This is a genomic window from Bacillus sp. L381, from assembly GCF_030284525.1.
Classification (GTDB): Bacteria; Bacillota; Bacilli; order Bacillales; family Bacillaceae; genus Bacillus; species Bacillus amyloliquefaciens.
The window spans coordinates 311,040-333,190 of the sequence record NZ_CP127224.1 but is presented as its reverse complement, the minus strand read 5'-3'; the positions used below and the strand labels follow the sequence as shown (position 1 = coordinate 333,190).

Below are 22,151 nucleotides of genomic sequence, written 5' to 3'. Positions count from 1 at the left end.
ATTTGTTGTCTTTTTACTGTACGAAAGGAGAATAATGAATCATGAATTATGCAAATATAGGTGAACGGATGGCGGCTTTTTTGGTTGACCTTCTGCTCATGTACCTATTCATTCTGCTTGTGCCAATCACCTTATATGCCGGGAGACCGCTCAGCACTTCTTTTTTCTTCATTTTTACCGGCTTGATTGTGCTTTGCTATATTTTGATGCCGCTTACTCCGCTTGAAGGAACGATCGGCGCTTACCTCTTTAAACTGAAGGTGGTAAAAGCGCATGATGGGAGCAGAATTTCATTCGGGCAAGCTGTCGGCAGATTTTTTGTATCCCTTCTTCACTTTCTCTCTGTTCTGCCGTTTATTACGGTGCACTTTACAGAAAAAGCGCAGGCAGTTCACGATATGGCGGCCGGCACCGCAGTTCTCAGGAAATCACCGGATGTCCAGTCATCCGAACCGCTTCCCGATGCCGGAAAGTTCTATTAGCGCATTCCGGCTGTCCTGTTAGATGTGATTATCATTGTATCAGTCATCCTTTATATCGCGAAACTGACCGATGAAGCCTTGTGGGCCGTGCTGATCTCTGAATTTGTGATGATTATTCTGTATCCGATGCTGATGCCGCTTACAAAAATGAAAGGAACGATCGGACTGTTCATTTTCAGGCTGCGTGTCGCCGATGAAAAGTCCCGCGGGAACATTTCTTTTAAGCAGGCATTTATCCGCTATTTTACGATTTTCGTGTATTGCGCTAGCCCGCTGTTATACTTTTTGTTTCTCTTTAAAAATCGCTCACAGAGTGTACATGATTTAGCCGCTCATACATACATTGCAAAAGCACGGACAAAATCGGCCAACATATAAAGCAAGTCCCTGCTTGAAACCAAGCAGGGCTCATTTGTCAGCTTTTTTTGCGAGATCTTCTATAAATCAGCCTTACTGCAACATAACGGACCAGAAATATGAAGATGCTGCATACGAGAAATAATGCAATCAATTTCAGCCATCCTGTAAAGTGATGCGGGATTCCTTGGTCATACATGGTGATCAGCGTAATGATAACGGCAACGGCAAGCGTTTCTCCCATTTGCCGTCTGATTTGTTTTTTCAATGCTGCTTCAGAATGAATAGCCGGCAGCAAAATCCCCGATGCAGCTGCTCTGATGCAATAATAAACGATTATAATGAAGAAAACCGCCAAGCTTCCGGCCCATTCCCTAAACGGACAGTTCAGGACAAGTCCGCGTACAATGATGTCAAGCAAAGACAGTGTGCCCATAAGCATTCCGACTTCTGACCAAATCATTCGTTCTTTCTCTCTCACACTCTCACTCTTTCCATTCACGTTTGAAAGTCTGTTCCTACGCTGATTGATGACTTCCTCCCGTACTTTTATGAATGGCTTACAACTTCATTATATCCTGCCGATTCATAATGATAAACCGAAATATCATTGACAAAATGTTTAGTAAGGACCCCATTTGATCAGGACGCCTATGCAGATAAACACAAGGCCGATCACAAACCAGATCAGCGCCAGCGGGACCATAAAACGAAGCCACTTTACGTACGGAATGCCGCTTGCGGCCAATACGGCCATCAGCACGCCGGAAGTCGGATTGACACAGTTTACGACGCCTTCTCCGAGCATGACCGCTTCAACCGCAACCTGTCTCGTGATGCCCATCAGATCAGCAAGCGGCGCCAAGATCGGAATAAATACGACCGCCTCCCCCGACCCTGATGAAATCAAAAAATGAAGCAGAGCGCTGGAAATATACATTCCGATTGCGCCCGCCATCGGGCTGAAACCGTGCAGCAGTGACGCAAGTCCATTGACTACCGTATCAAGCAGCTTTCCGTGTTCAAGAATAACGGAAATGCTTCTCGCCATTCCGACGATCAGTGCTCCGTAAACGAGCCCCTGGCAGCCCGTGATAAACGTTTTTGCGATATCATTTGCCGCCATTCCCGCAATCAGGCCGGACACGATCGAGATAAAAATAAACACGGCGGCCATTTCTGAATCAGACCAGCCAAGGGTCAGCGCGCCGTACAAAAAGCCGGCAAGCGACAAAGCCGCAACAGCGAGAATCAGCTTATGCCGGACAGTGAACGGGACTTGTTTGTCCTCCGGCTCAGATACCTGCGGGATTGAACCTGCCGCCGGAAACCAATCGTTCCCCAACAGACTGGCGTCTTTTGATTTCCTGAGCCTTCTCGTATACCGATATATATATAAAATAGAAGAAAGCAGAAAACAAATATAGACGGCAATCCGCAGGCCGATGCCCGAAAACAGCGGCAGCTCCGCGATGCTTTGTGATAACCCGAGCGGCGAAGGAGATAATATCGTTGCGTTAAATCCGGCATAACAGCCGATATAAATGACGGCCGCTCCGGCCACGGCATCCCATTTCAGAGAACGGGCGACAATCAGACCGATCGGGATAAAACCGATCACGGAATTGACGACTATGCCGGTTGTGCCGAGGATCGAAAATAAGGCGCCGACAATCGCAATAAACAGCAGCTGTTTTGTGCGGAACGTACTGATGACATTATTGATCAATCCATTGATGGCGCCCGTTTTTTCCAAAATCGCAATGGTGCCCCCTGTAAAGAGGATTAAAAAGATAATCGGTGCGGAACTTGTCATCCCTTCCTGAATCGCGGTGAAAAAAGCGATCGGGCTGACCGGAGACTGCTCCAGAGAATGATAGCTTCCCGGGACGGCCGACGTCACACTGCCCTTTGTCACCCTGTCGAATTCCCCCGCGGGAACGATGTACGACGCTAACGCACATAGTAAAGCGACAATGAAAAGCAGAACGTAAGCATCGGGCATCACAAACGATTTCTTCTTTTTTAATACAGGTTCGGCCTTCGGCACAGCCATAACATCACCATCCCGCTAAAATTTATAAACTATTCAGAAAATACAGATATGTGCTATATTATATACAGACTGATTGCCTGTTTTCAATATCAAAAATAAAAAACAGACAGCTTTTGAAGGAGGACTTACGGCATGAACAGACTGACTGAGCATGATAAACAAGTCATTATAGATATTTTTAACCACCTGCACGCCCATCCCGAAGTAAGCTGGAAAGAATATCAAACAACTGAATATCTGACTGAAAAACTGAAAGAAGCAGGCTGCCGGACCCGCACGTTTGATGATTGTACCGGGGTGATCGGCGAAATCGGAGAAGGTTCACCTGTCGTGGCTGTCCGGGCGGATATTGACGCGCTGTGGCAGGAAGTGGACGGTGTCTTTCAGGCGAACCACTCATGCGGACATGATTCACATATGACCATGGCGCTCGGCACGATGATGCTTTTAAAGCGTCAGCGGAAGCTTCCGAAGGGCACCATCCGCTTTATTTTTCAGCCGGCTGAAGAAAAAGGCGGCGGAGCGCTGAAAATGATTGAAAAAGGAGTGCTTGATGATGTTGACTTCTTATACGGGGTGCACGTACGCCCCGTACAGGAAACGGCAAACGGCCGATGCGCGCCGTCCATTCTGCATGGCTCAAGCCAGCATATCGAAGGCCTGATTATTGGAGAAGAAGCCCACGGCGCGAGGCCGCATCTCGGTCTTAACAGTATCGAAATCGCCGCCCTTCTCGTGCAAAAGCTGAGCTTCATTCATCTTGATCCCGGCATCCCGCATTCCGTGAAGATGACAAAGCTTCAGGCAGGCGGAGAGAGTTCCAATATCATCCCGGGAAAAGCATCCTTCAGCCTTGATCTCCGCGCCCAAACCAATGCCGCCATGGAAAAATTGACCGCTGAAACAGAAAGAGCCTGTGAGGCGGCGGCTGCCGCATTCGGCGCAAAAATCGAACTGCAAAAAGAACACAGCCTCCCGGCAGCCGAGCGGAACAAAGAAGCGGAAGCCATCATGGCGGCTGCGATAAGCGGCATTCTCGGAGAAGAACATGTTGATGAGCCTCTCGTGACGACCGGAGGAGAGGATTTTCACTTTTACGGGTTGAAGGTGCCGAACTTGAAAACGACGATGCTCGGTCTTGGGTGCGGGCTGCAGCCGGGGCTTCACCATCCCCATATGACATTTGACCGAAGCGCCATCTTTACCGGCGTCGAGATATTAACAGCCGCCGTCCTCGCATCGTTTGAAGCATAAAAAAAAGCAGCCCGGCACGGGGCTGCTTTTCTTCATTACTTCTTCAAATCTTCAATTGAATTGACGTTTTTCATATATTGAGGAACGACCAGACCCATCTTGACGCCTGTCAGACTCGTTCCTACATCTTCATATTTGCCTTTATATTTAGACGCATAAGCTTTATGGGTGTTCGGAAGCCAAGCAGACAATGACGCATCCGCGCTGCCTGTCGCAACCGCAGTCCACATCGGGCCTGCTTCCACTTGCGTCAGCTTCACGTCATAGCCAAGGTCTTGCAATACCTTTCCGACTACATTCGTACTGGCGATTTCACTGTCCCACGCCACATAAGCCAGGTTGATTTTATCACCTTTTACTTTATGAGCGCCTTTTGTCCATTGAGCCACTTGATCTTTATGTTTTTTCACATAATCAGCAGCGGCTTTCGCCGGCTTTTCGCCTTCTTCAACGGCAATCATGACTTCTCCCATATCGTCCTGCGTCCATTGGAACTGGCTGAGAACTTTGACCGCGTTGGGCTGTTCCTTACTGAAGCCGGTTCTTGTAATCGTATGAATCTGCTCGGCAGTTCCGTACGTTTTTTTCGGATCATCAAGGAACTTCAGCTTATATCTGGAGAACATCCAGTGCGGCGTCCAGCCCGTTACGATGATCGGCTTCTTCCGGTCATATGATTTCTTCAATGTCGCGGTCATGGCGGCGCTTGATGCTGTCACGACGTTCCAGTCTTTCAATCCGTAATCCTTCACGGCCTCATCCGTTAAAGCCATGATTCCCGAACCCGGGTCAATACCGATAATGGTTTTGTTCACCTGGGACGCAGCCGTAGCTTGACCATCAGTCTGCGAACCGCAGGCGGCCAAAGAAAGAGCCAGCGCAGCGGTAACGCCGACACCGATGATTTTCTTAAGCATCAGGCATTCCCCCTGCTCTTTTTCTTCACTTTAATGTTTTGCGTAATACGGTCAAGCGTAATCGCGACGATAACGATCGCGATACCCGCTTCTACTCCGACACCGGTTTTCAATTGTGTCACGGCGCTGTATACTTCAGAACCGAGACCCGGCGCACCTACCATGGCCGCGATAACGACCATTGATAACGCAAGCATGATGCTTTGGTTAATACCGGCAAGAATTGTTTTTGTGGCAAGCGGAAGCTGTACCTTGAACAGACGCTGAGACGTCGTTGAACCGAATGCTTCCGTCGCTTCAATCAGATCAGCCGGAACTTGTTTAATACCGAGAACCGTCATGCGGATCGTCGGAGGCATCGCGAAAATAACTGATGCCACGACGCCCGGCACAACGCCGATATTAAAGAAGAAAATCGCAGGCAGCAAGTATACGAAGGCCGGCATGGTCTGCATTAAATCGAGAATCGGTGTGACAATGCGGCGGACCGTTTCTTTCTGAGACGCCCACACGCCGATCGGAACCCCGATAATAATGGAAATCAAAACAGATGTTACGACAAGCGCCAATGTTTGCAGCATCGGCGACCAATAGCCCAAATAATCAATAACAAGGAATCCGATTAACGTAAAGAGTGCAATTCCTCTCGTACTGATCCACCAAGCAAGAGCTGCAAAAATCACAGTCAATAAAATAGACGGGATGAAACCCAGCCCGCTCACAATCGCGTTTACGAAAGCGGCTAATCCGTTTGAGATTCCGTCAAAGAAACCCCCGAACGTCATAGTAAGCCAGTCAACAAACCGGTCAACGATATCTGCTAACGGAATTCTAGGCAATCTGTCCATTTACTTCACCCCCTGAACAGAAGAATCCTGAGCTTGTTCAGCAGAATCTTCAACATTTATATAATCGTTATTGCCTGAAAGCGCGCCGATTAATGCGCCTTTTACGACAATGCCTTTCATGCGGCCTTTATCGTCCGTGACGGCGATCGGAATATTCGCATCAGACACGACATCGAAAATTTCCGTCAAGTATGTGCTTTCGTGCACAGTCGTAAATTCAGTATTTAAAATATCCTGCAGCGATAAGTCGGATTCGACCGCTTTTTTCGCATCCGCCGCGTGAATGACGCCGAGTAGCTTTTTTTGTTTATCAACGGCGTAGATGGAAGAAATACCTAAGTTCTTCATCAGCTGCAGCGCTACACGAGGTCCTTTGTCAATCCGCACAGTTTCAGCGCGCTTCATGATGTGGCCCGCTGTCAGTACTTTAGATAAATCTACGTCTTCTACGAATTTTTCAACGTATTCATTCGACGGGCTCATCAGAATTTCTTCAGGTGTCCCGATCTGAACGATGTTACCGTCTTTCATCAGCACGATTCTGTCGCCGATGCGCAATGCTTCATCAAGGTCATGCGTGATGAAGATAATCGTTTTGCCGACAGAGTCATGAAGATCTAAAAGCTCATCCTGCATATCTTTGCGGATCAGCGGATCAAGCGCACTGAAGGCTTCATCCATCAGAAGAATGTCAGGATCATTCGTCAATGCGCGGGCAAGGCCGACACGCTGCTGCATTCCTCCGCTGAGCTGATCAGGGAATTGGTGTTCAAAGCCTTCAAGACCGACAAGTTTAAGCGAATCAAGCGCTTTTTGCTCACGCTCTTTTTTGTCAACGCCTTGGAGCTCCAAACCGTATTCCGTATTTTCAAGAATCGTTCTGTGCGGAAACAGTGCAAATTTTTGAAAGACCATGCTGATTTTTTTCCGGCGCACTTCCCGGAGCTGGTCTTTTGACATATTTGTTATCATGTCACCATCAATATAGATATTCCCGGCAGTCGGTTCAATAAGCCGGTTTAACAGCCGCACTAAAGTTGATTTACCGCTCCCCGATAGACCCATGATGACAAATATCTCCCCATCATATACATCAAAGTTTGCTTGATTGACACCAACGGTTGATCCGGTCGCTTTCAGGATCTCTTTTTTGTTTTTTCCGCTGGACAGCATCTGAATGGCTTTTTTTGTCTGTTTTCCGAAAACCTTAGATACATTTTCGACTTTTATCTTAATTGGTTTCTCATCCGAATTCATATTTTCCCTCCATTATAAGCAATCTTTAATACCGTAACACGTTTGTAATAAGTCAAACAAACATCATAATCCCTTTTATTTTGTATCATTACTTTAAAAACATCCATGTGACTTATTTTCCTCTGGTATGCTTCTAAATACTCTCTAATCCTCCTTAATGATGATAAATTACAAGGAAAATTGGGCTTTTATCAGGCTTGAGAACGTTTCCATCAAAAATGCTGCAAACTGATTTCCTATCCTTTTTTTACAAATTCAAGAACTTTTTTGCGATATTGTCCCAAAAAAAGGTGTTGCCTCCTCCTAAAATTAAGGAATATTAAGGAAAAATATAGGCCTTCCAAACAGATACCTCACTAAAAAAAGCACCCCAAAAAGGGTGCTCATTGCGCAAGTTCTGTCTGTTTCGTTTCTTTTCCGAGAATAAGGATGGTGATGACGGCAATCAGGATGGACGCACAAAAGACGGAAAAGATAGCTGTAAACGAAACGTTCCGGGCTGCAAGCGACCCGACGAGAAGCGGACCGAAAATACCGCCGATTCTGCCGACTGCCGCCGCAGTGCCGGAACCGGTCGCACGGATCGCCGCAGGATATTGCTCCGGTGTATAAGCGTAAAGCACGCCCCATGCGCCGAGATTGAAGAATGACAGCAGCATGCCGGCCGCAAGCAGCATACCCAATGAATCCGCGGCACCGAAGAAATAAGCGCTGCCCGCCGTTCCGAGCAAATAGATGACCAAGAGAGTCTTCCGCCCCGCTTTTTCAATCAGCCACGCCGCTGAGAAATATCCGGGAAGCTGGGCAAGTGTCATCAGCAGTACGTATTCGAAGCTCTCAATCATACTGTAGCCTTTCATCAGCATCACGCTCGGCAGCCACAAAAACATGCCGTAATAGGAAAAAACGACACAGAACCAAACGACAGACAGCAGCACCGTCGGCCGGATATACGGTTTCGCCCAGACACTTCCCGCCTGCCCGCGTATGCTTTTTTTCTGTGATAAGGCATGATGCGCAGGTGATTCCGGAAGGCTTCTCCGCAAATACAGCGCATAAAATGCCGCCAGTGCCGTTAAGAGCAGTGCAGCCCGCCACCCGAATGACGGTATGACAAAGTAAGAAATAACCGCTGCAAGAATCCAGCCCGCTGCCCAAAAGCTTTCAAGCAGCACGATGATCCTCCCCCGCTTTTCAGGGGCGGACGCTTCTGACACGAGCGTCGAGGCGACGGGCAGCTCCCCGCCAAGCCCCATACCGATCAGAAAACGCAATATGAGAAAAACCGTCAACCCCGTTGCGAAAGCGGATATGCCGCTTCCGACAGAAAAGAATAACAGCGTGATCATAAACACTTTTTTCCGGCCGATCCTGTCAGCCAGCATTCCGAATACAAAAGCACCCGCTGCCATACCGATTGAATTGACGCTTCCGATCCATTTCATTTGATCGGGTGTTAAATTCCAATCAGCGTGAAGCGCGGCGATAATAAACGACAAAATTCCGACATCCATAGCATCAAACAGCCAGCCCATTCCGGCAATCGCCAAAAGTTTACGCGGTGTGACGGCAGGTTGTTTGTTCATAAGCAGCACCTCAAATCGATAATGATTACCGTATAAGTTTACACCTGTCTTTACACATTGTCATTATCTTTTTTCGCAAAAAAACCGCTTGCCGTAAGCAAGCGGGTTGCTGATTAATTCTTTAAGACTGCGTTTTTAATATTATCTTGGAGCTGTTGAATCCTTTTCGCTCCGTCTTCTCTGAGGCGTCTGTTCTCTTCCTCAATCTGTTTTGTTTCCTGCATGCCGCTGACAATCGTATTCCAAGATGTTTCGATTGTCTCAATGTCAATGCTCGGACGGCCTGCCATACGGGCAATCTCCACGCTTTGGCTTGAAATATTTTCAGCGTTGCGCTTCAGCATTTCATTTGTGCGGCGGTCCAGCTCGCTCATTGAATCAGCCACAAGCTTTTGGCGTTTGACAGTGACAGCCTGAATAATGCCGTTTTTGAAAATCGGAATCGTAATGACGAAAGCGGAATTGATCTTCCCGATGAGCTTCGTATTCCCGCGCTGAAGGAGGCGGATCTGCGGTGCCGTCTGCAGCGCCACCATCCGCGCCATATCTAAATCATACACACGTTCTTCAAGCGCCTGAAGCCCGTCACGCAGCGTATCAAGCTGCATTTGCGCCAGCTGGTTTCCGCCCGCCGCTTTTTCTTCATAAGACGGAATAAGCGCCTGCATTTCCTCAAGCTTCATCTGCCCGGCAACGACATATTTTTCAAGCTCCATGTAGTAGTTAATGTTGTTCTCATACATCTCTTCAAGCGTATGGTTCGTCTTTGCCATTTCATCTTTGTATTTCGAAATTTCAACATGGATTTTTTCAATTTCTCCGCCTAGGGTGCGGTACTTTTGAAAAATCTTTTCAATCATGCTGTTTCCGCGTTTGAACATTTTAGCGAGAAATCCCCTTGGCTCATCGAAATCATTTTTGTCAAAACGGTCCATGATTTTTCCGAGCTGTGTCAGCATTGTGCCTGAATCTGTGACACTTGTTGTTTTCATCATATTTAAGATGCGGTCGGAGAACTTCGAGATTTCAACTGCCGGTTCTTTTCCATACTCGAGCAGCTCCATTTGGTTTTTCACATCAATTTGCTGCGAGATGCGCTGCACCTCAGGGTCTTGGCGCAGCTGCAGCCTGATGTCGTCTGCTTTTTGTTCAGAAATCTCTTCATTTTTATCAAGAACAAGCGGATTTTGATTTTCTGTCATGTTTATTTACTCTCCCTGCTTTTGCGTAATGGTTCTAAACAGCTTTCTTACGAGTGACGGCTCCTTATATTCCTGCCGAAACACCATGTCCTCCAGCCAATGGACATCAAATTGGCTTTCTTCTATATAATGCTCGATGTCCTGATGACCCGGCGGATTATACAAGATGATATCAACGCCGAATTTATTTAAAAACAAAAGAGCGGCCGCATCAGAACGCGTGAATTCGCCATTTTGTTCGGTATGATATAAAACGAGTTTCGGAACGGTTTGGGCGTAATCAAACGTCTGAATCAATTGCAGCAGCGACGCGGGCAGGTTCGTCGCCTGGCGGAACAAATAAATAGCGGCATCCCTTGCCTGCTCCCCTGGCAAAGCCTTCAGCCCGGGGTTTCTGCACATGTCAGAAATCACATTGGCGATGGCGGTCTGCACCCCTGACGGGAGATGCTTGTACTGCCAGATGTTGCTTCTTTTCAGCCTTTCCGCGTCAATCGTTCCTTTTTCATTTAAGACTTGACTGTAATGATACTGGTAGTTGGCTTTCAGCTCTTCCGTAAACGGAAAACTGCGGATCATGTGTGTCTCCTGATAGTCCGCGGCGGTATGGAGCCTGTTCCAATATTCTTTCGTATCTTTGGACACCCCCATCACTTTCGCAAAAAGGTTCGGAACGGCAACCCGCTCCCTGTCCGCTTTAAATTGGGGCCGGATAAACGCCCGCTCCTTTGCAATGAGAAATAACTCATCATACGTCGTTTTTAATGTCACAGACTGCGGGGTATGCTCTCTGAACTGCCAAGGCTTATACATCATTGACTCCTCATGGTTCAGCACATGCTCAATTTCTTTGGTTGACCGGTAGGCCGCCGTGGAGGTTCTGACCGGTTTTTCTTTCGGAAAAGGCTCAAGGCCGCCTATTGCGGGGAGCTTTTTCACAAAGCTGAGCTCCTCATCCGGATCAATCACACTGAACAGATCTTCACCAGCCGGATGAAATAATAAGACATCACAGCCGACCAGCATTAAATAATAGAGAAAATAGAGCTGGCTTTTGGCAGCGTCTCCATACCACACCACCTTCGGCATCTCACGCTCTATATCGGCTTGTTCGAGCCATGGATTCAGGTGGTTCAGCGAAAACTTTGACACATCCAGGAGCACACGCCGGAAATCGGGATGATTCAGCCCGTTTTCATGCCGGCTTGCAAAGGTTTCCAACAGCGTCATAAACGCGGTTCTCAGACGGCGGTGCATAAGCGGATCGGGATGTTTGGCAAGCAGCCTGCCTCCGTCAAGAAACGCGACAAACCTGGAAACCGAAAGCCCTTTCTCCTTTTGATTGACCGTATGAATGTGCTGCAGCGCCTGAAACGTTTCAGGCGCGATGGTCTTATCCAGTGTTTCGCTCAACACATGAATGTTTTCATGAGAAGACAGCTCAAAAAGCGTATTGTAATATTCCGTCTCATCATAAGGAGTGCCTAAAATCCTGACGGCAAGGCTGGTAAAAGCCAGCCCGTTTTCCCGCTCGTAACCGGGGCGTTCCGGCAGCGGCCGCATCAGAAACGTTTCCCAGTCATCGTTTTCAAGCTCAGCCTTTCGGATCACCAATTCTTCCTGCCTCATCATCTTCCTCCTTTCTCTTCATGATTATCGGTACAAAAAAGGAAGGAAATGAACTCTCCCTCCTTTTTGGTTTTATTCTTCTTTAGATGCAGCCGTCTGCTCCTGAACCTGCTTTTGTTTGTTGAAATAATGGATGATAAACGTCACCACAAACGCAGCGATGATGATTCCGAAGAACACAGCGTGCGGCATTTCGTAATCAAAGGCGCTCGCCGCCATTTTCACGGCGATAATCCCGATCAGCACAAAAGCCGTATTTTCAAGCTCAGGGATTTTATCAATTAAAACAAGGAATACTTTTGCGACTGTACGCATCATGAGAATGCCGAGCATACCGCCGATCAAGAGCACCCACACTTTTTCCGATACCGCAAACGCGGCCAAAATGCTGTCAACAGAGAAGGCAAGATCCATCAGTTCCACTGAAACGACAGTGGCCCAGAAAATCCCGAACGTACGGACCATCCAAGAATTTTTCTTCATGCCTTCCGTATCGTCATCACCTTCTCCGATCCAGAAATGCTTAATGACGAGCCAAGCCAGGTACAGCGCGCCAAGCACTTTGATCCACCAGAACTTAATGAGCAGCATTCCGATTCCGATAAAGATAAAACGGAAAATATATGCTCCGAACAATCCGTACGTCAATGCTTTCTTTCGCTGTTTTTCAGGCAGATGCCTTACCATAACCGCAAGCACTAACGCATTGTCGGCCGACAGCAGGCCTTCCAGCAGAACCAAGGAACCGATCAGCCCCCATGATACGGGGTCAGTCAGCACCTCACCCCACATTTTCCAATCAAAAAAGGAAGCGTAGGTCGACATAATATGATGTAGAAAATCCAAGTTTTTTCCTCCTATTTAGTAAAACGGTAATTTCCTGCTTACACCTGCAAGCCGTAATTCCGGCAAAGTGATGCCAGACCGCCGGAAAACCCGCTGCCGATGGCGTTAAATTTCCACTCAGCCCCATGGCGGTAAAGCTCACAAACGACAACCGCCGTTTCAATTGAGAAATCTTCCCCTAAATCAAAACGAAGCAGTTCATTCTGGTTGTTTTCATCGACGACACGCACGAACGCGTTCGACACTTGTCCAAAATTTTGGCCGCGCGCTTCCGCGTCATGAATCGTGACGGTGATGCCGATTTTTTCTATATTTGCGGGTATTTTTGTGAAGTCGACGATAATTTGTTCATCGTCTCCATCGCCCTCACCCGTCCGGTTGTCTCCCGTATGGATGACGCCGCCGCTCGGATGTTCCAGGTTATTGTAAAAAACAAAATCAAGATCATTTACACAGTTGTCATGGGCATCGACCAGAAAAGCCGACGCGTCAAGGTCAAAATCATGCCCTCCGGAGTACTTGTTCGTATCCCAGCCTAAGCCGATCACCGCTTTTGTAAGGCCTGGGTTCGTTTTTGTCAGATCAACACGCTGTCCTTTCGACAATTGAATAGCCATGTGCCGTCCTCTCCCTTCTGTGTTTTATATGGTTCAGCCGATTTGAAGGCCGTAATCTGTCGCGATACGGGCCAGTCCGCCTTGGTAGCCTGAGCCGATCGCGGAAAATTTCCATTCGCCGTTATGTCTGTAAAGCTCCCCTGCGATAATGGCTGTTTCGATTGAGAAATCTTCAGCCAGATCATAGCGGATCAGCTCTTCATTCGTTTCTTCATTAACAATGCGCACGAACGCGTTGGAGACTTGTCCGAAGTTTTGGCCGCGCGCTTCCGCTTCATGAATCGTGATGACAAATGAGATTTTGTCAATAGCGGCAGGCACCGCACTCAGGTTGACTCTTACGCTTTCGTCGTCACCCTCGCCCTGGCCTGTCAGGTTGTCGCCTGAATGTGCGACGGAACCGTTTCCGCCTTCAAGCTGATTATAGAAAATGAAATCATCAGGCGACGCGCATCTTCCCGCTTCATTTAATAGAAAGACGCTGGAATCTAAATCAAAATCATGTCCGCCGTCGTATTTGTTTGTATCCCAGCCAAGGCCGACAACGACTTTAGAAAGACCCGGATTTGTTTTAGTCAAATCTACTTTTTGTCCTTTTGCCAATGAAATTGCCATGTGTGCACTCTCCTTTTTTTCGTTTAGGCGTATCGGTTAACGATATCACCGATTTTTGTATCGTTTGTGCCTTCTCCTACTGCGGCGAATTTCCACTCGCCGTCCTGACGGTAGATTTCAGCCGCGATCAGGCTCGTTCTGCCTGAATAGTTATCTCTTAAATTGTAAGTCACCAATTCTTCGCGGTTAGACTGATCAACGACGCGGATGAACGCGTTTTGAATCATGCCGAAGTCTTGTTTTCGTCTGACGCAGTCATAAATATTGACGACAAACACAAGTTTATTAATCTGTGCGGGTACTTTCGCCAAGTCGATGAGAATTTGTTCATCATCGCCGTCGCCTTCCCCCGTCAGGTTGTCACCCGTATGTACGACACCGCCGCACCGGCTTTTCAGATTGCCGAAATAGATGACGTTTTTGCTGTCTGTCATTTTATCATTTTCAAGCATCAGTACGGAAGCGTCACAGTCGATATTGGCACCGCCTCCGCCGAACAGCTTTCCGAAAAAGCCGCCCGATGATACAGGGTCCCAGCCCAATCCAACCAGCAGTTTAGACAGGCCGGCTTTTCCTTTTGTTAAATCAATTCGCTGTCCTTTTTGTAAAGAGATCGCCATATGATTCACTCCTATTCTGTAAGGGTGCCGATAAGCACGCCGCAAGTGCGCATTTTCACAAAATTCCGGGATAAGGATCCCGGTATTTATTAAGATATACGTCTTTTATTATATCAAAGTTTCATAAAACATAAGAATTTTTGACGAAAAACGACGAAAATTCACTTCCTATATTCTCCTTCATTCCGGAGAGAATAGAGAAAACAAAGAAATTGACGGGGACGAACCATTTTTTCTATCCTTGTATCAATACATATCAGGAAAGGGGCAGACGAGTGATTGATTTAAGCATACTTGATCAGGCGCCCGTATCCAAAGGAAACGGGCCGCACGAGACGCTTCGCCATTCCGCGGAGCTCGCCCGCCTCAGCGAAGGATGGGGCTATAAGAGGTACTGGTTTGCCGAGCATCACGGCACAAGGGGGCTCGCAAGCGTGGCGCCGGAAATTATGATGGCTCATACCGCCGCGGCCACATCATCCATCCGTATCGGCTCAGGCGGCGTTCTGCTGCCGCAGTACAGCCCCTATAAAGTCGCTGAAACATTCCGTCAGCTTGAGGCGCTGCATCCGAATCGGATTGACCTTGGGGTCGGACGCTCACCGGGCGGCACGACGAAAATCCGGCTCGCCCTCACAGATGGGATCAAGAAAAGCATGACCGAGTTCAACAGACAGCTTCAGGATTTGTCATCCTTTCTGACAGATTCTATCCCTGCGGATCATGATTATGCAGGAATAAAAACAGCCCCTTTGATTGAAACAGCCCCGCAGCTATGGGTGCTCGGCCTCGGAGAAAACAGCGCCAGGCGAGCAGCTCTCCAAGGTGCGGGCTATGTTTTCGGCCATTTCATTAATCCGGAACGCGGCGAAAAATCCTTTCAGATCTATCGGGATCATTTCCGGGCCTCCGCCCATTTTTCCGCTCCCGCCTCTCTCTGTGCCATTTTCGTCGTATGCGCGGCTACGGATGAGAAAGCGGAAGAACTCGCGTTAAGCCAGGATTTATGGCTGCTTCGTGTCGGGAAAGGGGCCGACAGCCGCGTGCCGAGTGTTGAAGAAGCGAAGGCTTACCCGTATTCCCCGGAGGACCGTAAGCAGATAGAAGAAAACAGGAAGCGGATGGTGATCGGCTCTCCCGCCGCAGTCAGACGCCGCCTGCTTGAACTGTCAGATCGGTATCAGACAAAAGAGATGATGGTGCTCTGCAACGTCTTTGACTTTGAAGCAAAAAAAGAATCATACGAACGTCTCGCTGATTTATTTTTATAAAAAAAGCCGTCAAACGGAGCGGCAGATGAGACTGCTGCCCCCCTTAACGGCGGTTTTTTCTTTCTTTTCCTTTTTTAAACGCATTCCAAATCCCCTGCAGCGTAAATCCGAGCAGAAGCAGAATGATTAACAGTAAAGTAATTGACGGCCCCGGAGGCGTTCCGAGCTGGTAAGAAGACGTCAGCCCCGTGAACACACTGAACAGAGAAATGACAATGGCTGCCGTAAACACCCATTTAAACCCTTTGGCGATACGAATCGCAAAAGCCGCGGGCAATACGAGCAGCGCGGAAACGAGCAGCACGCCGATAATCGGAATAATGACCGAAATCGCAAGCCCCGTCACGATGCTGAAGGACATTGATAAGAGATTTGTGTTAATGCCAGATGTCTTCGCCGTCGCCTCATCAAAGGTAAGCAGATAGAGCGGCCTGTTTAAAATAATGAAGTAAAGCAGAATCAGCAGGGTAATGCCGCCGATAATATAGACCTGCTGCTGGCTGACCGTCACAAGCGATCCAAATAAATATTGATCGATGCTCATCGACGCGCCGCCTTTTGACAGACTGATCAGAAACATCGCAAACGACAGCCCGGCCGCCATTAATATGGCGATAGAGACCTCTGAATATGTACGGTATGCCCGCCGCATGTATTCTATGCCGATCGCTCCGATCGTGACGACAACGATGCTCGCCGCCGTAATATTGGTACTGAGAAAAAAGCCGATGGCAACGCCGGACAATGAAATGTGAGACAGCGTATCCGCCATCAGCGCCTGTCTTCTCAGCACGAGATATACGCCTAATATCGGCGCCATAATTCCGATCATGCTTCCCGCTAGAAAAGCTCGTCGCATGAATTCCAAGTCAAACATTTCCATCCGCCTTTTTCCCCCCTCTCAAGCCGTATGACTTTATCCAGATACTGCTGTACTTCGTTTTGTTCGTGTGTCACCATAACGACGGTGCGGTTGTGATTTTTCACCTGATGGTGCATAAATTCGTAGAAGCCCTGTCTGCTTTCATAATCAACCGCGGTTGTCGGCTCATCAAGCATCAGCAGATCCGGATTGCTCGCAAGCATTCTCGCAATGCAGATTTTCTGCTTCTGTCCGCCGGATAAGTCACCGATTTTCCGGTTGCGGAAATCCCACATTTCCACCATCTTCAGCGCGTTTTCCACCTCGTGGTGATCCGTTTCGTTCAATCGTTTAAACCATTTCCCTTTCGTATAACGGCCAGATTGCACAAGCTCAAGAACCGTGCTCGGAAATCCTGCGTTAAATGAAGAAATCTGCTGCGGAACATAGCCGATTGTCAGGCGTTTTCCGGCGGCATTTTTTTTACTGATCTCGGCCGTTCCTTCCCAAGGTCTGAGCATGCCGAGCATGACTTTCATCAGCGTCGATTTTGACGCGCCGTTCGGCCCTGTAATGCCGACGAATTCGCCGCTTTTGATTTCCAGCGACACGCCGTCAAGCACGGGTGTATGCGAATAACCAAAAACGATATCCTGTAATGTAACGAGATTCATGCTGATCTTCCTTTCCCGCATAGAAATAGTGTGCACCCTGCGGCGCACACTATGTTATTTAACCAATAGCGAATCTTTCAGTGCATCGAGGTTTTTCTCCATAATGTCGATATAACCGATGCCTTTATCCCGTTCTTTTTGGCTTAAACCTTCCAGTGTATTGAGCACTTCCGTTTTCGCGCCGATTTCACCGGCAAGTGTATCTGCAACTTTAGGCGATGCGACTTCTTCAAAGTAGATGATCTTCACATCATGCTTTTTGGCAAACGTTTTGAGCTCTGCCAGTTTGGCCGGGCTCGGCTCTTCTTCAGGAGAAAGGCCTGCAATCGCGACCTGTTTCAAACCGTACTCTTTAGCTAAATAGCTGAATGCCGCATGCTGTGTGATCAATTCTTTTTTCGCCGCTTTATTTAATGTTGTACGGTATAGTTTATCAAGATCCTGCAGTTTTGCAATATATTCTTTACTATTTTTCTCATAGTATGCTTTATTCTTAGGATCCTGTTTTACGATCTGCTCCGTAATGGTTTTGACCTCTTTTTGCGCAAGAACCGGGCTCAGCCAAACGTGAGGGTCCATGCTGCGGCTGTGGTCATGACCGCCGTGATCATGCTCCTCTTCCTCTTCATCCGAACCTTCGAGCAGGTCAATTCCTGTTGACGCCTTTACAAACTTCGCATGATCGGAGCCCATGCTTTTTTCCGCTGAGGGAACCCATGTCTCCATATATTCGCTGTTGTAAACGAAAAGATCGGCGTTTTGAATGCCGGCGATATCCTTCGGCGTCGGCTCCCAATCATGAGGTTCGACCGAAGACGGGATGAGCATGTCTACATCGCCTTTGTCTTTGACAATTTGTTTTGTGAATTCGTACATTGGATAAAAGGTCGTCACAACGTGCAGTTTGCCGTTTTTCGAAGAACCTGACGAACCTTTTGTAGATGAATTGCCGCAGCCCGCCGCAATTAAAAAGCATGCTGCAATGACAATGATTCCGCTCCATTTTTTAAACAAGCCGTTTCCCCCTGTTCTGTAAATCAGAATGATGACGATTTCCGAACCGTACTTTGTACTTTCTCGTTCATTTGTTCCTATACCATAATAAAACGAAGTAATTACGTTTTGCAAGATATTTTTTTCTGCATTGATAACCAAAGCAGCTGAATAGCCCCCCGTCAGGGTATGGACGGGGGCGTCATATCACACATCAGGCAAGCAGATAGACTCTTGTTTCATATGGACGGAATGTTATGCAGGAATCCGCGCTTCCGGCATTGTCATAGTTGCTGAGAAGCAGCTTCGCACTTACAGGCTCGGAGCCGTCCGGCCAATAAAAGGCGGCTATTTCTTTTGATACATTGCTGATAGAGATGAGCTTTTGTCCGTTTGCCTGTCTTTCATATACAAACAGCTGCGGATCATCAGGGAGCAGCAGCGTGTAGCTGCCTTTTATGACGTCAGCATACTGTTTTCGTAAGCGGATCAGTTTTTTGTAAAAGTTCAATACGGAATCGGGATCATCCTCAGCCTCAGCTGCATTGATCGTTTTGTAATTGGGATTGACCTTCAGCCACGGTTCTCCTTCTGTAAATCCGGCATTGCGGCTTCCGTCCCACTGCATAGGTGTACGGGCATGGTCGCGGCTTTTCGCCATGATGGACGCCATGACTTCATCTCTGTCACGGCCCATTTCAAATACCCTTTTGTGATACATATTGACGGTCTGAATATCCTGATAATCCTCTATCCTGTCGAACAGAGCGTTTGTCATGCCGAGTTCTTCTCCCTGATAAATGTACGGCGTGCCTTTCATGAAATAAAGCAGGGCGGCAAGCATTTTGGCGGATGCTTTGCGGTATTTGCCATCGTCTCCGAACCGGGATACGATCCGGGGCTGGTCATGATTGCACCAATACAGCGTATTCCAGCCTTGGTGCTCAAGTTTTTTCTGCCAGTCTGTGAGCACTTTCTTCAAATCAGACAGCTCAAGCGGCTTTACATCCCAGTGCTCTTGTCCCGGCTTCTGATCAAGCTCCATATGCTGAAAATGAAAAATCATATTCAGCTCATGCTCATCAGTTCCCGTGTAGACCAGCCCTTCCTCAGGCGTCACTGATCCGACCTCGCCGACCGACATCACGTCATATTTGGAAAATACCTCTTTCGTCATTTCTTTTAAGTAATCATGAATCCGTGCTCCGTTTGGCCGGAAAGGCTTCGGGTCAGCCTGGCGAGCGATATAATCTTCATACGGCGGCAGGTATTCTTTTTTTGACAGAAGATGGAGCTGGTCAATACGCAATCCGTCCACGCCTTTATCGAGCCAGAATCTCATCATCTCGTACACTGATTGCCGCATTTCGGGATTTTCCCAATTCAGATCGGCTTGTTTGACGGCGTTCATATGCAGGTAATATTCACCCGTATGCTCTTCGTACTGCCAGACGGATTGTCCGTAATCCGACACCCAATCGGTCGGCGGGCCGTCTGCGGTGCCCGGCCGCCAAAAATAATATTTACGGTATTTGCTGTTCGGATTCATTTCCGCTTCTTTGAACCAAGGATGCTCTGTGGATGTATGATTTAAGACGAAATCCATCACAAGCTTTAATCCGCGATTGCGGCATTCCGTAAGCAGATCGTGAAAGTCCTCCATCGTTCCGTAAGATTTCATAATCGCTTGATGATCCGTCACGTCGTAGCCGTTATCGACGTTTGGCGACGGGTAAATCGGACAGATCCATATCACATCAGCGCCAAGTTCTTTTATGTAATCGAGACGGGCGATAATCCCCCGCAGGTCGCCTATGCCGTCGCCGTTCGTGTCTTGAAAGCTTCGCGGATAGATTTGATAGACAACGGCGTCTTTCCACCAGTCATTCGCCATCTTGTGATCCCCCTGTTTTTTTAGGGAACTATTTCCTTTATGATCCTTCCCTAAACAAAAAAGAGAAGGTTTCCCTCCTCTTTTACCTTTCCAGCTGAGACGGATAAAGCGTCATGCCTCCGTCGACAAAAAGTGTCGTTCCGGTCACATAGCTTGCTTCTTCCGACACCATCCATGCGGCGGCCGCGGCGACTTCTTCCGGTTTTCCGAAGGCGTTCATCGGAATTTTTTTCAGCTGGTCTTGTTTATGTGTTTCATCCTCCAGATCCTTATTGGACTCCGTGGCGATCGTGCCGGGAGCGATGGCATTTACCCGGATGCCTTTGTCTGCGTAATTGAGCGCCATCGTTTCCGTCATCATTTTGATTCCGCCTTTGGATGTTGCGTACTGCACGTTTTCAGGACGCGGTATTTGCTGATGGACGCTTGATATGTTTAAGACCGTTCCTTTTTGCCCGCGCTGGAGCATATGTTTAAGGGCCGCTTTCGCCCCCAAAAAGGTTCCGGTTACGTTGACGTCGATGACCTTTTGCCAATCTTCCAGGCTCATTTCATGGGGCATCGCTTCGGCGCCATTAAAGCCGGAGTTGTTGACCATCACATCCACACCGCCGAAGTGCTCTTGTGCGGCATCAAACAGCGCCTGAATCCCTTCTTCTGAAGATACATCGGCTTTTACGGTGACGGCTCGGCCTCCCGCTTTCTCAATGAAGTCAGCCGCTTCATCTGCTCCGGCGGAATCACCGAGGTAGTTCACAACCACATTCATCCGCTCTTTGCCGAAGCGTTCGGCAATGGCCTTTCCGATTCCTTTCGAAGAACCTGTTACGATCGCTGTTTTTCCCTGTAAATCCTGATACATTGTCTCATTTCCTCCCTGATGTTAATACAGAGCATGTACCCGGTTTTGACCGGCTGAAAACAGAAGGAATCATAAAAAGAACGACGAAACCGAAGCTCCCTCGTTCTTTTTCATTATGCGTAATTGTTCATTTGCAGCCTTTTTTGCACGCCGACAAGCCTGCTGAAAAAATAAGATGCCGCTTTGTAGTTCTCCCGTTTATGAAAGAAATGAGCCGCGTCCTGAAGCAGTTCCTCAGTGTCAGCCAACAGTTCCTTTGATTCCAGAATGTCAAAATACTCTTTGAGCGAATCCTGTCCGCCGTCACCCTGATAAAGCTCCTTTATCAGACGGAATTTTGTCATATAGATCTCGTCTTCCCACTCCGCCGCGCTTTTCATGCCCCGCGCGTAGCTGGCGGCGGCGTCACTGTATCTTTCCGTTTTAAAGTAGATATGCGTGAGTGAAAAAACAGCCTGGATGACCTGCTGGAAGCTGTGCGCTTCAAAACCGGCAGCCGCTCGTTCAAAGTCTTCCGCCGCCTTGCAAAAGTCACCCAAACTGTACATACAGTGCCCGATATTATAATAGGCCGCAGCAATCATATATTGATCATCAAGCCGCTCCGCGTGCTCCAAGGCGCATTCAAGGTATTCCAGCGCTTTTTTATGCTGCTGGGCGTCCATCAAATTACCGGCAATGATAAATTTGCACTGCACCCTTCTCATTCCGTATAATTCATATTTCTTGTAAATATCAAGCGCCTGTCCCGCGTAATTCATCGAAAAGAAAGTCTGCTTGATATGATAGTACACTTCAGAAATTTTATACAGAAACTCGGCTTTCTCTATGTCATCTTCCACATATTCAAGTTTTTCCTCAGCCCGTTTATAATGAGAAATCGCTGAGATGAAGTTTTTCTGCTTAAATTCATACATTCCCCTGAAATAGTAAAAATAATATTCCAGTAAGCCGGTCAGCTTTTGCTGGTTCATCTCAATCTCAGTGAGCATTTCAGAGAACGGAGGCTGGCAGTCGCCGTCTTTCATGGGTTTTAATTTATCCACCATGATGCGATGCCTAAATTCCATCAATGAAAAATACAATAATAAATCCTGATTTTCTTCCATATCTTCGAGTTCATATTGAATCTCCCGCTTCAGCGCTTCAGCTTTATCGGCTTCAAACGCGCGGATCAGCTTATACCATTCATTCATCTTTACGGCTACTTCTTCAGATGGAATCTTGGATTTCATAGATTTGCCTCCTTCCTCCGGCTACTAATTATGTTATATTTTATCATAGCAAATTTATGACAGTGAGCAAACAA

The 22,151-nt window shown here is 47.8% G+C and carries 22 protein-coding genes; 4 read left to right on the top strand and 18 right to left on the bottom strand.

Annotated elements, in window-relative coordinates; translation table 11 throughout:
- The first annotated feature begins 41 nt into the window (after positions 1–41).
- Entirely contained in the window at positions 42–482 is a 441-nt protein-coding gene (locus QRX25_RS01650) for an RDD family protein (protein WP_249199289.1), read from the top strand.
- Between the two features lie 3 nt (positions 483–485).
- On the top strand, positions 486–860 hold the full coding sequence (locus QRX25_RS01645; protein WP_289707646.1) for an RDD family protein: 375 nt from the start codon (positions 486–488) through the stop codon (positions 858–860).
- A 37-nt stretch (positions 861–897) separates the two neighbouring features.
- On the opposite strand, the gene QRX25_RS01640 is transcribed toward QRX25_RS01645, so the two are convergent.
- Positions 898–1,371, bottom strand: a complete 474-nt coding sequence (locus QRX25_RS01640; protein ID WP_038462578.1) for a DUF6773 family protein — start codon at positions 1,369–1,371, stop codon at positions 898–900.
- A 90-nt stretch (positions 1,372–1,461) separates the two neighbouring features.
- Positions 1,462–2,895, bottom strand: a complete 1,434-nt coding sequence (locus tag QRX25_RS01635) for a YfcC family protein (RefSeq protein WP_065980654.1) — start codon at positions 2,893–2,895, stop codon at positions 1,462–1,464.
- Positions 2,896–3,027: 132 nt separating this feature from the next.
- Here QRX25_RS01635 and QRX25_RS01630 point away from each other — a divergent pair, with 132 nt between their 5' ends.
- The gene (locus QRX25_RS01630) at positions 3,028–4,149 is read left to right on the top strand and encodes a M20 peptidase aminoacylase family protein (RefSeq protein WP_212100218.1); all 1,122 of its coding nucleotides are present in this window, start codon (positions 3,028–3,030) and stop codon (positions 4,147–4,149) included.
- Between the two features lie 35 nt (positions 4,150–4,184).
- On the opposite strand, the gene QRX25_RS01625 is transcribed toward QRX25_RS01630, so the two are convergent.
- The 10 genes from QRX25_RS01625 to QRX25_RS01580 form a co-directional block, all read right to left on the bottom strand.
- The gene (locus QRX25_RS01625) at positions 4,185–5,066 is read right to left on the bottom strand and encodes a glycine betaine ABC transporter substrate-binding protein (protein WP_115998252.1); all 882 of its coding nucleotides are present in this window, start codon (positions 5,064–5,066) and stop codon (positions 4,185–4,187) included.
- On the bottom strand, positions 5,066–5,914 hold the full coding sequence (opuAB, locus tag QRX25_RS01620; protein ID WP_014469707.1) for a glycine/proline betaine ABC transporter permease subunit OpuAB: 849 nt from the start codon (positions 5,912–5,914) through the stop codon (positions 5,066–5,068). Before opuAB ends, QRX25_RS01625 begins: the two co-directional genes overlap by 1 nt.
- Positions 5,915–7,171 (bottom strand): glycine/proline betaine ABC transporter ATP-binding protein OpuAA, encoded by a 1,257-nt coding sequence (gene opuAA, locus QRX25_RS01615; protein ID WP_065523067.1) that lies wholly within the window; start codon positions 7,169–7,171, stop codon positions 5,915–5,917.
- A gap of 383 nt (positions 7,172–7,554) precedes the next feature.
- A complete protein-coding gene (locus tag QRX25_RS01610; protein ID WP_115998253.1) occupies positions 7,555–8,757 on the bottom strand; it encodes an MFS transporter in 1,203 nt (400 codons plus the stop codon).
- A 113-nt stretch (positions 8,758–8,870) separates the two neighbouring features.
- Positions 8,871–9,959, bottom strand: coding sequence for a toxic anion resistance protein (locus tag QRX25_RS01605; protein ID WP_065980651.1), 1,089 nt, complete (start codon positions 9,957–9,959; stop codon positions 8,871–8,873).
- Positions 9,960–9,965: 6 nt separating this feature from the next.
- A complete protein-coding gene (locus tag QRX25_RS01600; protein ID WP_212101625.1) occupies positions 9,966–11,588 on the bottom strand; it encodes a YceG family protein in 1,623 nt (540 codons plus the stop codon).
- 72 nt (positions 11,589–11,660) lie between these two features.
- Positions 11,661–12,434: a TerC family protein gene (locus tag QRX25_RS01595; protein WP_065980649.1), complete on the bottom strand. Its 774-nt coding sequence runs from the start codon at positions 12,432–12,434 to the stop codon at positions 11,661–11,663.
- A 38-nt stretch (positions 12,435–12,472) separates the two neighbouring features.
- Complete coding sequence (locus QRX25_RS01590; RefSeq protein WP_013350929.1) at positions 12,473–13,051, bottom strand: TerD family protein; 579 nt, start codon at positions 13,049–13,051, stop codon at positions 12,473–12,475.
- 33 nt (positions 13,052–13,084) lie between these two features.
- Positions 13,085–13,666, bottom strand: a complete 582-nt coding sequence (locus QRX25_RS01585) for a TerD family protein (RefSeq protein ID WP_003156648.1) — start codon at positions 13,664–13,666, stop codon at positions 13,085–13,087.
- Between the two features lie 23 nt (positions 13,667–13,689).
- The gene (locus QRX25_RS01580; RefSeq protein WP_212100216.1) at positions 13,690–14,286 is read right to left on the bottom strand and encodes a TerD family protein; all 597 of its coding nucleotides are present in this window, start codon (positions 14,284–14,286) and stop codon (positions 13,690–13,692) included.
- A gap of 275 nt (positions 14,287–14,561) precedes the next feature.
- Between QRX25_RS01580 and QRX25_RS01575 the strand changes: the two genes are divergently transcribed.
- Complete coding sequence (locus QRX25_RS01575) at positions 14,562–15,557, top strand: LLM class flavin-dependent oxidoreductase (RefSeq protein ID WP_065980647.1); 996 nt, start codon at positions 14,562–14,564, stop codon at positions 15,555–15,557.
- A 43-nt stretch (positions 15,558–15,600) separates the two neighbouring features.
- Here QRX25_RS01575 and QRX25_RS01570 read toward each other — a convergent pair whose 3' ends face one another.
- The 6 genes from QRX25_RS01570 to QRX25_RS01545 form a co-directional block, all read right to left on the bottom strand.
- On the bottom strand, positions 15,601–16,440 hold the full coding sequence (locus QRX25_RS01570; RefSeq protein ID WP_013350926.1) for a metal ABC transporter permease: 840 nt from the start codon (positions 16,438–16,440) through the stop codon (positions 15,601–15,603).
- Entirely contained in the window at positions 16,398–17,093 is a 696-nt protein-coding gene (locus QRX25_RS01565; RefSeq protein ID WP_014469701.1) for a metal ABC transporter ATP-binding protein, read from the bottom strand. Before QRX25_RS01565 ends, QRX25_RS01570 begins: the two co-directional genes overlap by 43 nt.
- A 54-nt stretch (positions 17,094–17,147) precedes the next feature.
- Positions 17,148–18,107, bottom strand: coding sequence for a metal ABC transporter substrate-binding protein (locus tag QRX25_RS01560; RefSeq protein WP_212100214.1), 960 nt, complete (start codon positions 18,105–18,107; stop codon positions 17,148–17,150).
- Between the two features lie 193 nt (positions 18,108–18,300).
- Complete coding sequence (locus QRX25_RS01555; protein WP_212100212.1) at positions 18,301–19,980, bottom strand: glycoside hydrolase family 13 protein; 1,680 nt, start codon at positions 19,978–19,980, stop codon at positions 18,301–18,303.
- A gap of 82 nt (positions 19,981–20,062) precedes the next feature.
- Complete coding sequence (locus QRX25_RS01550) at positions 20,063–20,842, bottom strand: glucose 1-dehydrogenase (RefSeq protein WP_115998259.1); 780 nt, start codon at positions 20,840–20,842, stop codon at positions 20,063–20,065.
- Between the two features lie 113 nt (positions 20,843–20,955).
- Positions 20,956–22,077, bottom strand: a complete 1,122-nt coding sequence (locus QRX25_RS01545) for a Rap family tetratricopeptide repeat protein (protein ID WP_212100209.1) — start codon at positions 22,075–22,077, stop codon at positions 20,956–20,958.
- Positions 22,078–22,151 lie beyond the last annotated feature (74 nt).

Excerpts from the sequence above, each read along its gene's own strand:
- QRX25_RS01570 (WP_013350926.1), bottom strand. The coding sequence starts at position 16,440 with ATGGAAATGTTTGACTTGGAATTCATGCGACGAGCTTTTCTAGCGGGA.
- QRX25_RS01545 (WP_212100209.1), bottom strand. The coding sequence starts at position 22,077 with ATGAAATCCAAGATTCCATCTGAAGAAGTAGCCGTAAAGATGAATGAA.
- QRX25_RS01635 (WP_065980654.1), bottom strand. The coding sequence starts at position 2,895 with ATGGCTGTGCCGAAGGCCGAACCTGTATTAAAAAAGAAGAAATCGTTT.
- QRX25_RS01625 (WP_115998252.1), bottom strand. The coding sequence starts at position 5,066 with ATGCTTAAGAAAATCATCGGTGTCGGCGTTACCGCTGCGCTGGCTCTT.
- opuAB (WP_014469707.1), bottom strand. The coding sequence starts at position 5,914 with ATGGACAGATTGCCTAGAATTCCGTTAGCAGATATCGTTGACCGGTTT.
- QRX25_RS01590 (WP_013350929.1), bottom strand. The coding sequence starts at position 13,051 with ATGGCTATTCAATTGTCGAAAGGACAGCGTGTTGATCTGACAAAAACG.
- QRX25_RS01600 (WP_212101625.1), bottom strand. The coding sequence starts at position 11,588 with ATGAGGCAGGAAGAATTGGTGATCCGAAAGGCTGAGCTTGAAAACGAT.
- QRX25_RS01550 (WP_115998259.1), bottom strand. The coding sequence starts at position 20,842 with ATGTATCAGGATTTACAGGGAAAAACAGCGATCGTAACAGGTTCTTCG.
- QRX25_RS01585 (WP_003156648.1), bottom strand. The coding sequence starts at position 13,666 with ATGGCAATTTCATTGGCAAAAGGACAAAAAGTAGATTTGACTAAAACA.
- QRX25_RS01650 (WP_249199289.1), top strand. The coding sequence starts at position 42 with ATGAATTATGCAAATATAGGTGAACGGATGGCGGCTTTTTTGGTTGAC.
- QRX25_RS01610 (WP_115998253.1), bottom strand. The coding sequence starts at position 8,757 with ATGAACAAACAACCTGCCGTCACACCGCGTAAACTTTTGGCGATTGCC.
- QRX25_RS01605 (WP_065980651.1), bottom strand. The coding sequence starts at position 9,959 with ATGACAGAAAATCAAAATCCGCTTGTTCTTGATAAAAATGAAGAGATT.
- QRX25_RS01565 (WP_014469701.1), bottom strand. The coding sequence starts at position 17,093 with ATGAATCTCGTTACATTACAGGATATCGTTTTTGGTTATTCGCATACA.
- QRX25_RS01630 (WP_212100218.1), top strand. The coding sequence starts at position 3,028 with ATGAACAGACTGACTGAGCATGATAAACAAGTCATTATAGATATTTTT.
- QRX25_RS01555 (WP_212100212.1), bottom strand. The coding sequence starts at position 19,980 with ATGGCGAATGACTGGTGGAAAGACGCCGTTGTCTATCAAATCTATCCG.
- QRX25_RS01580 (WP_212100216.1), bottom strand. The coding sequence starts at position 14,286 with ATGGCGATCTCTTTACAAAAAGGACAGCGAATTGATTTAACAAAAGGA.
- opuAA (WP_065523067.1), bottom strand. The coding sequence starts at position 7,171 with ATGAATTCGGATGAGAAACCAATTAAGATAAAAGTCGAAAATGTATCT.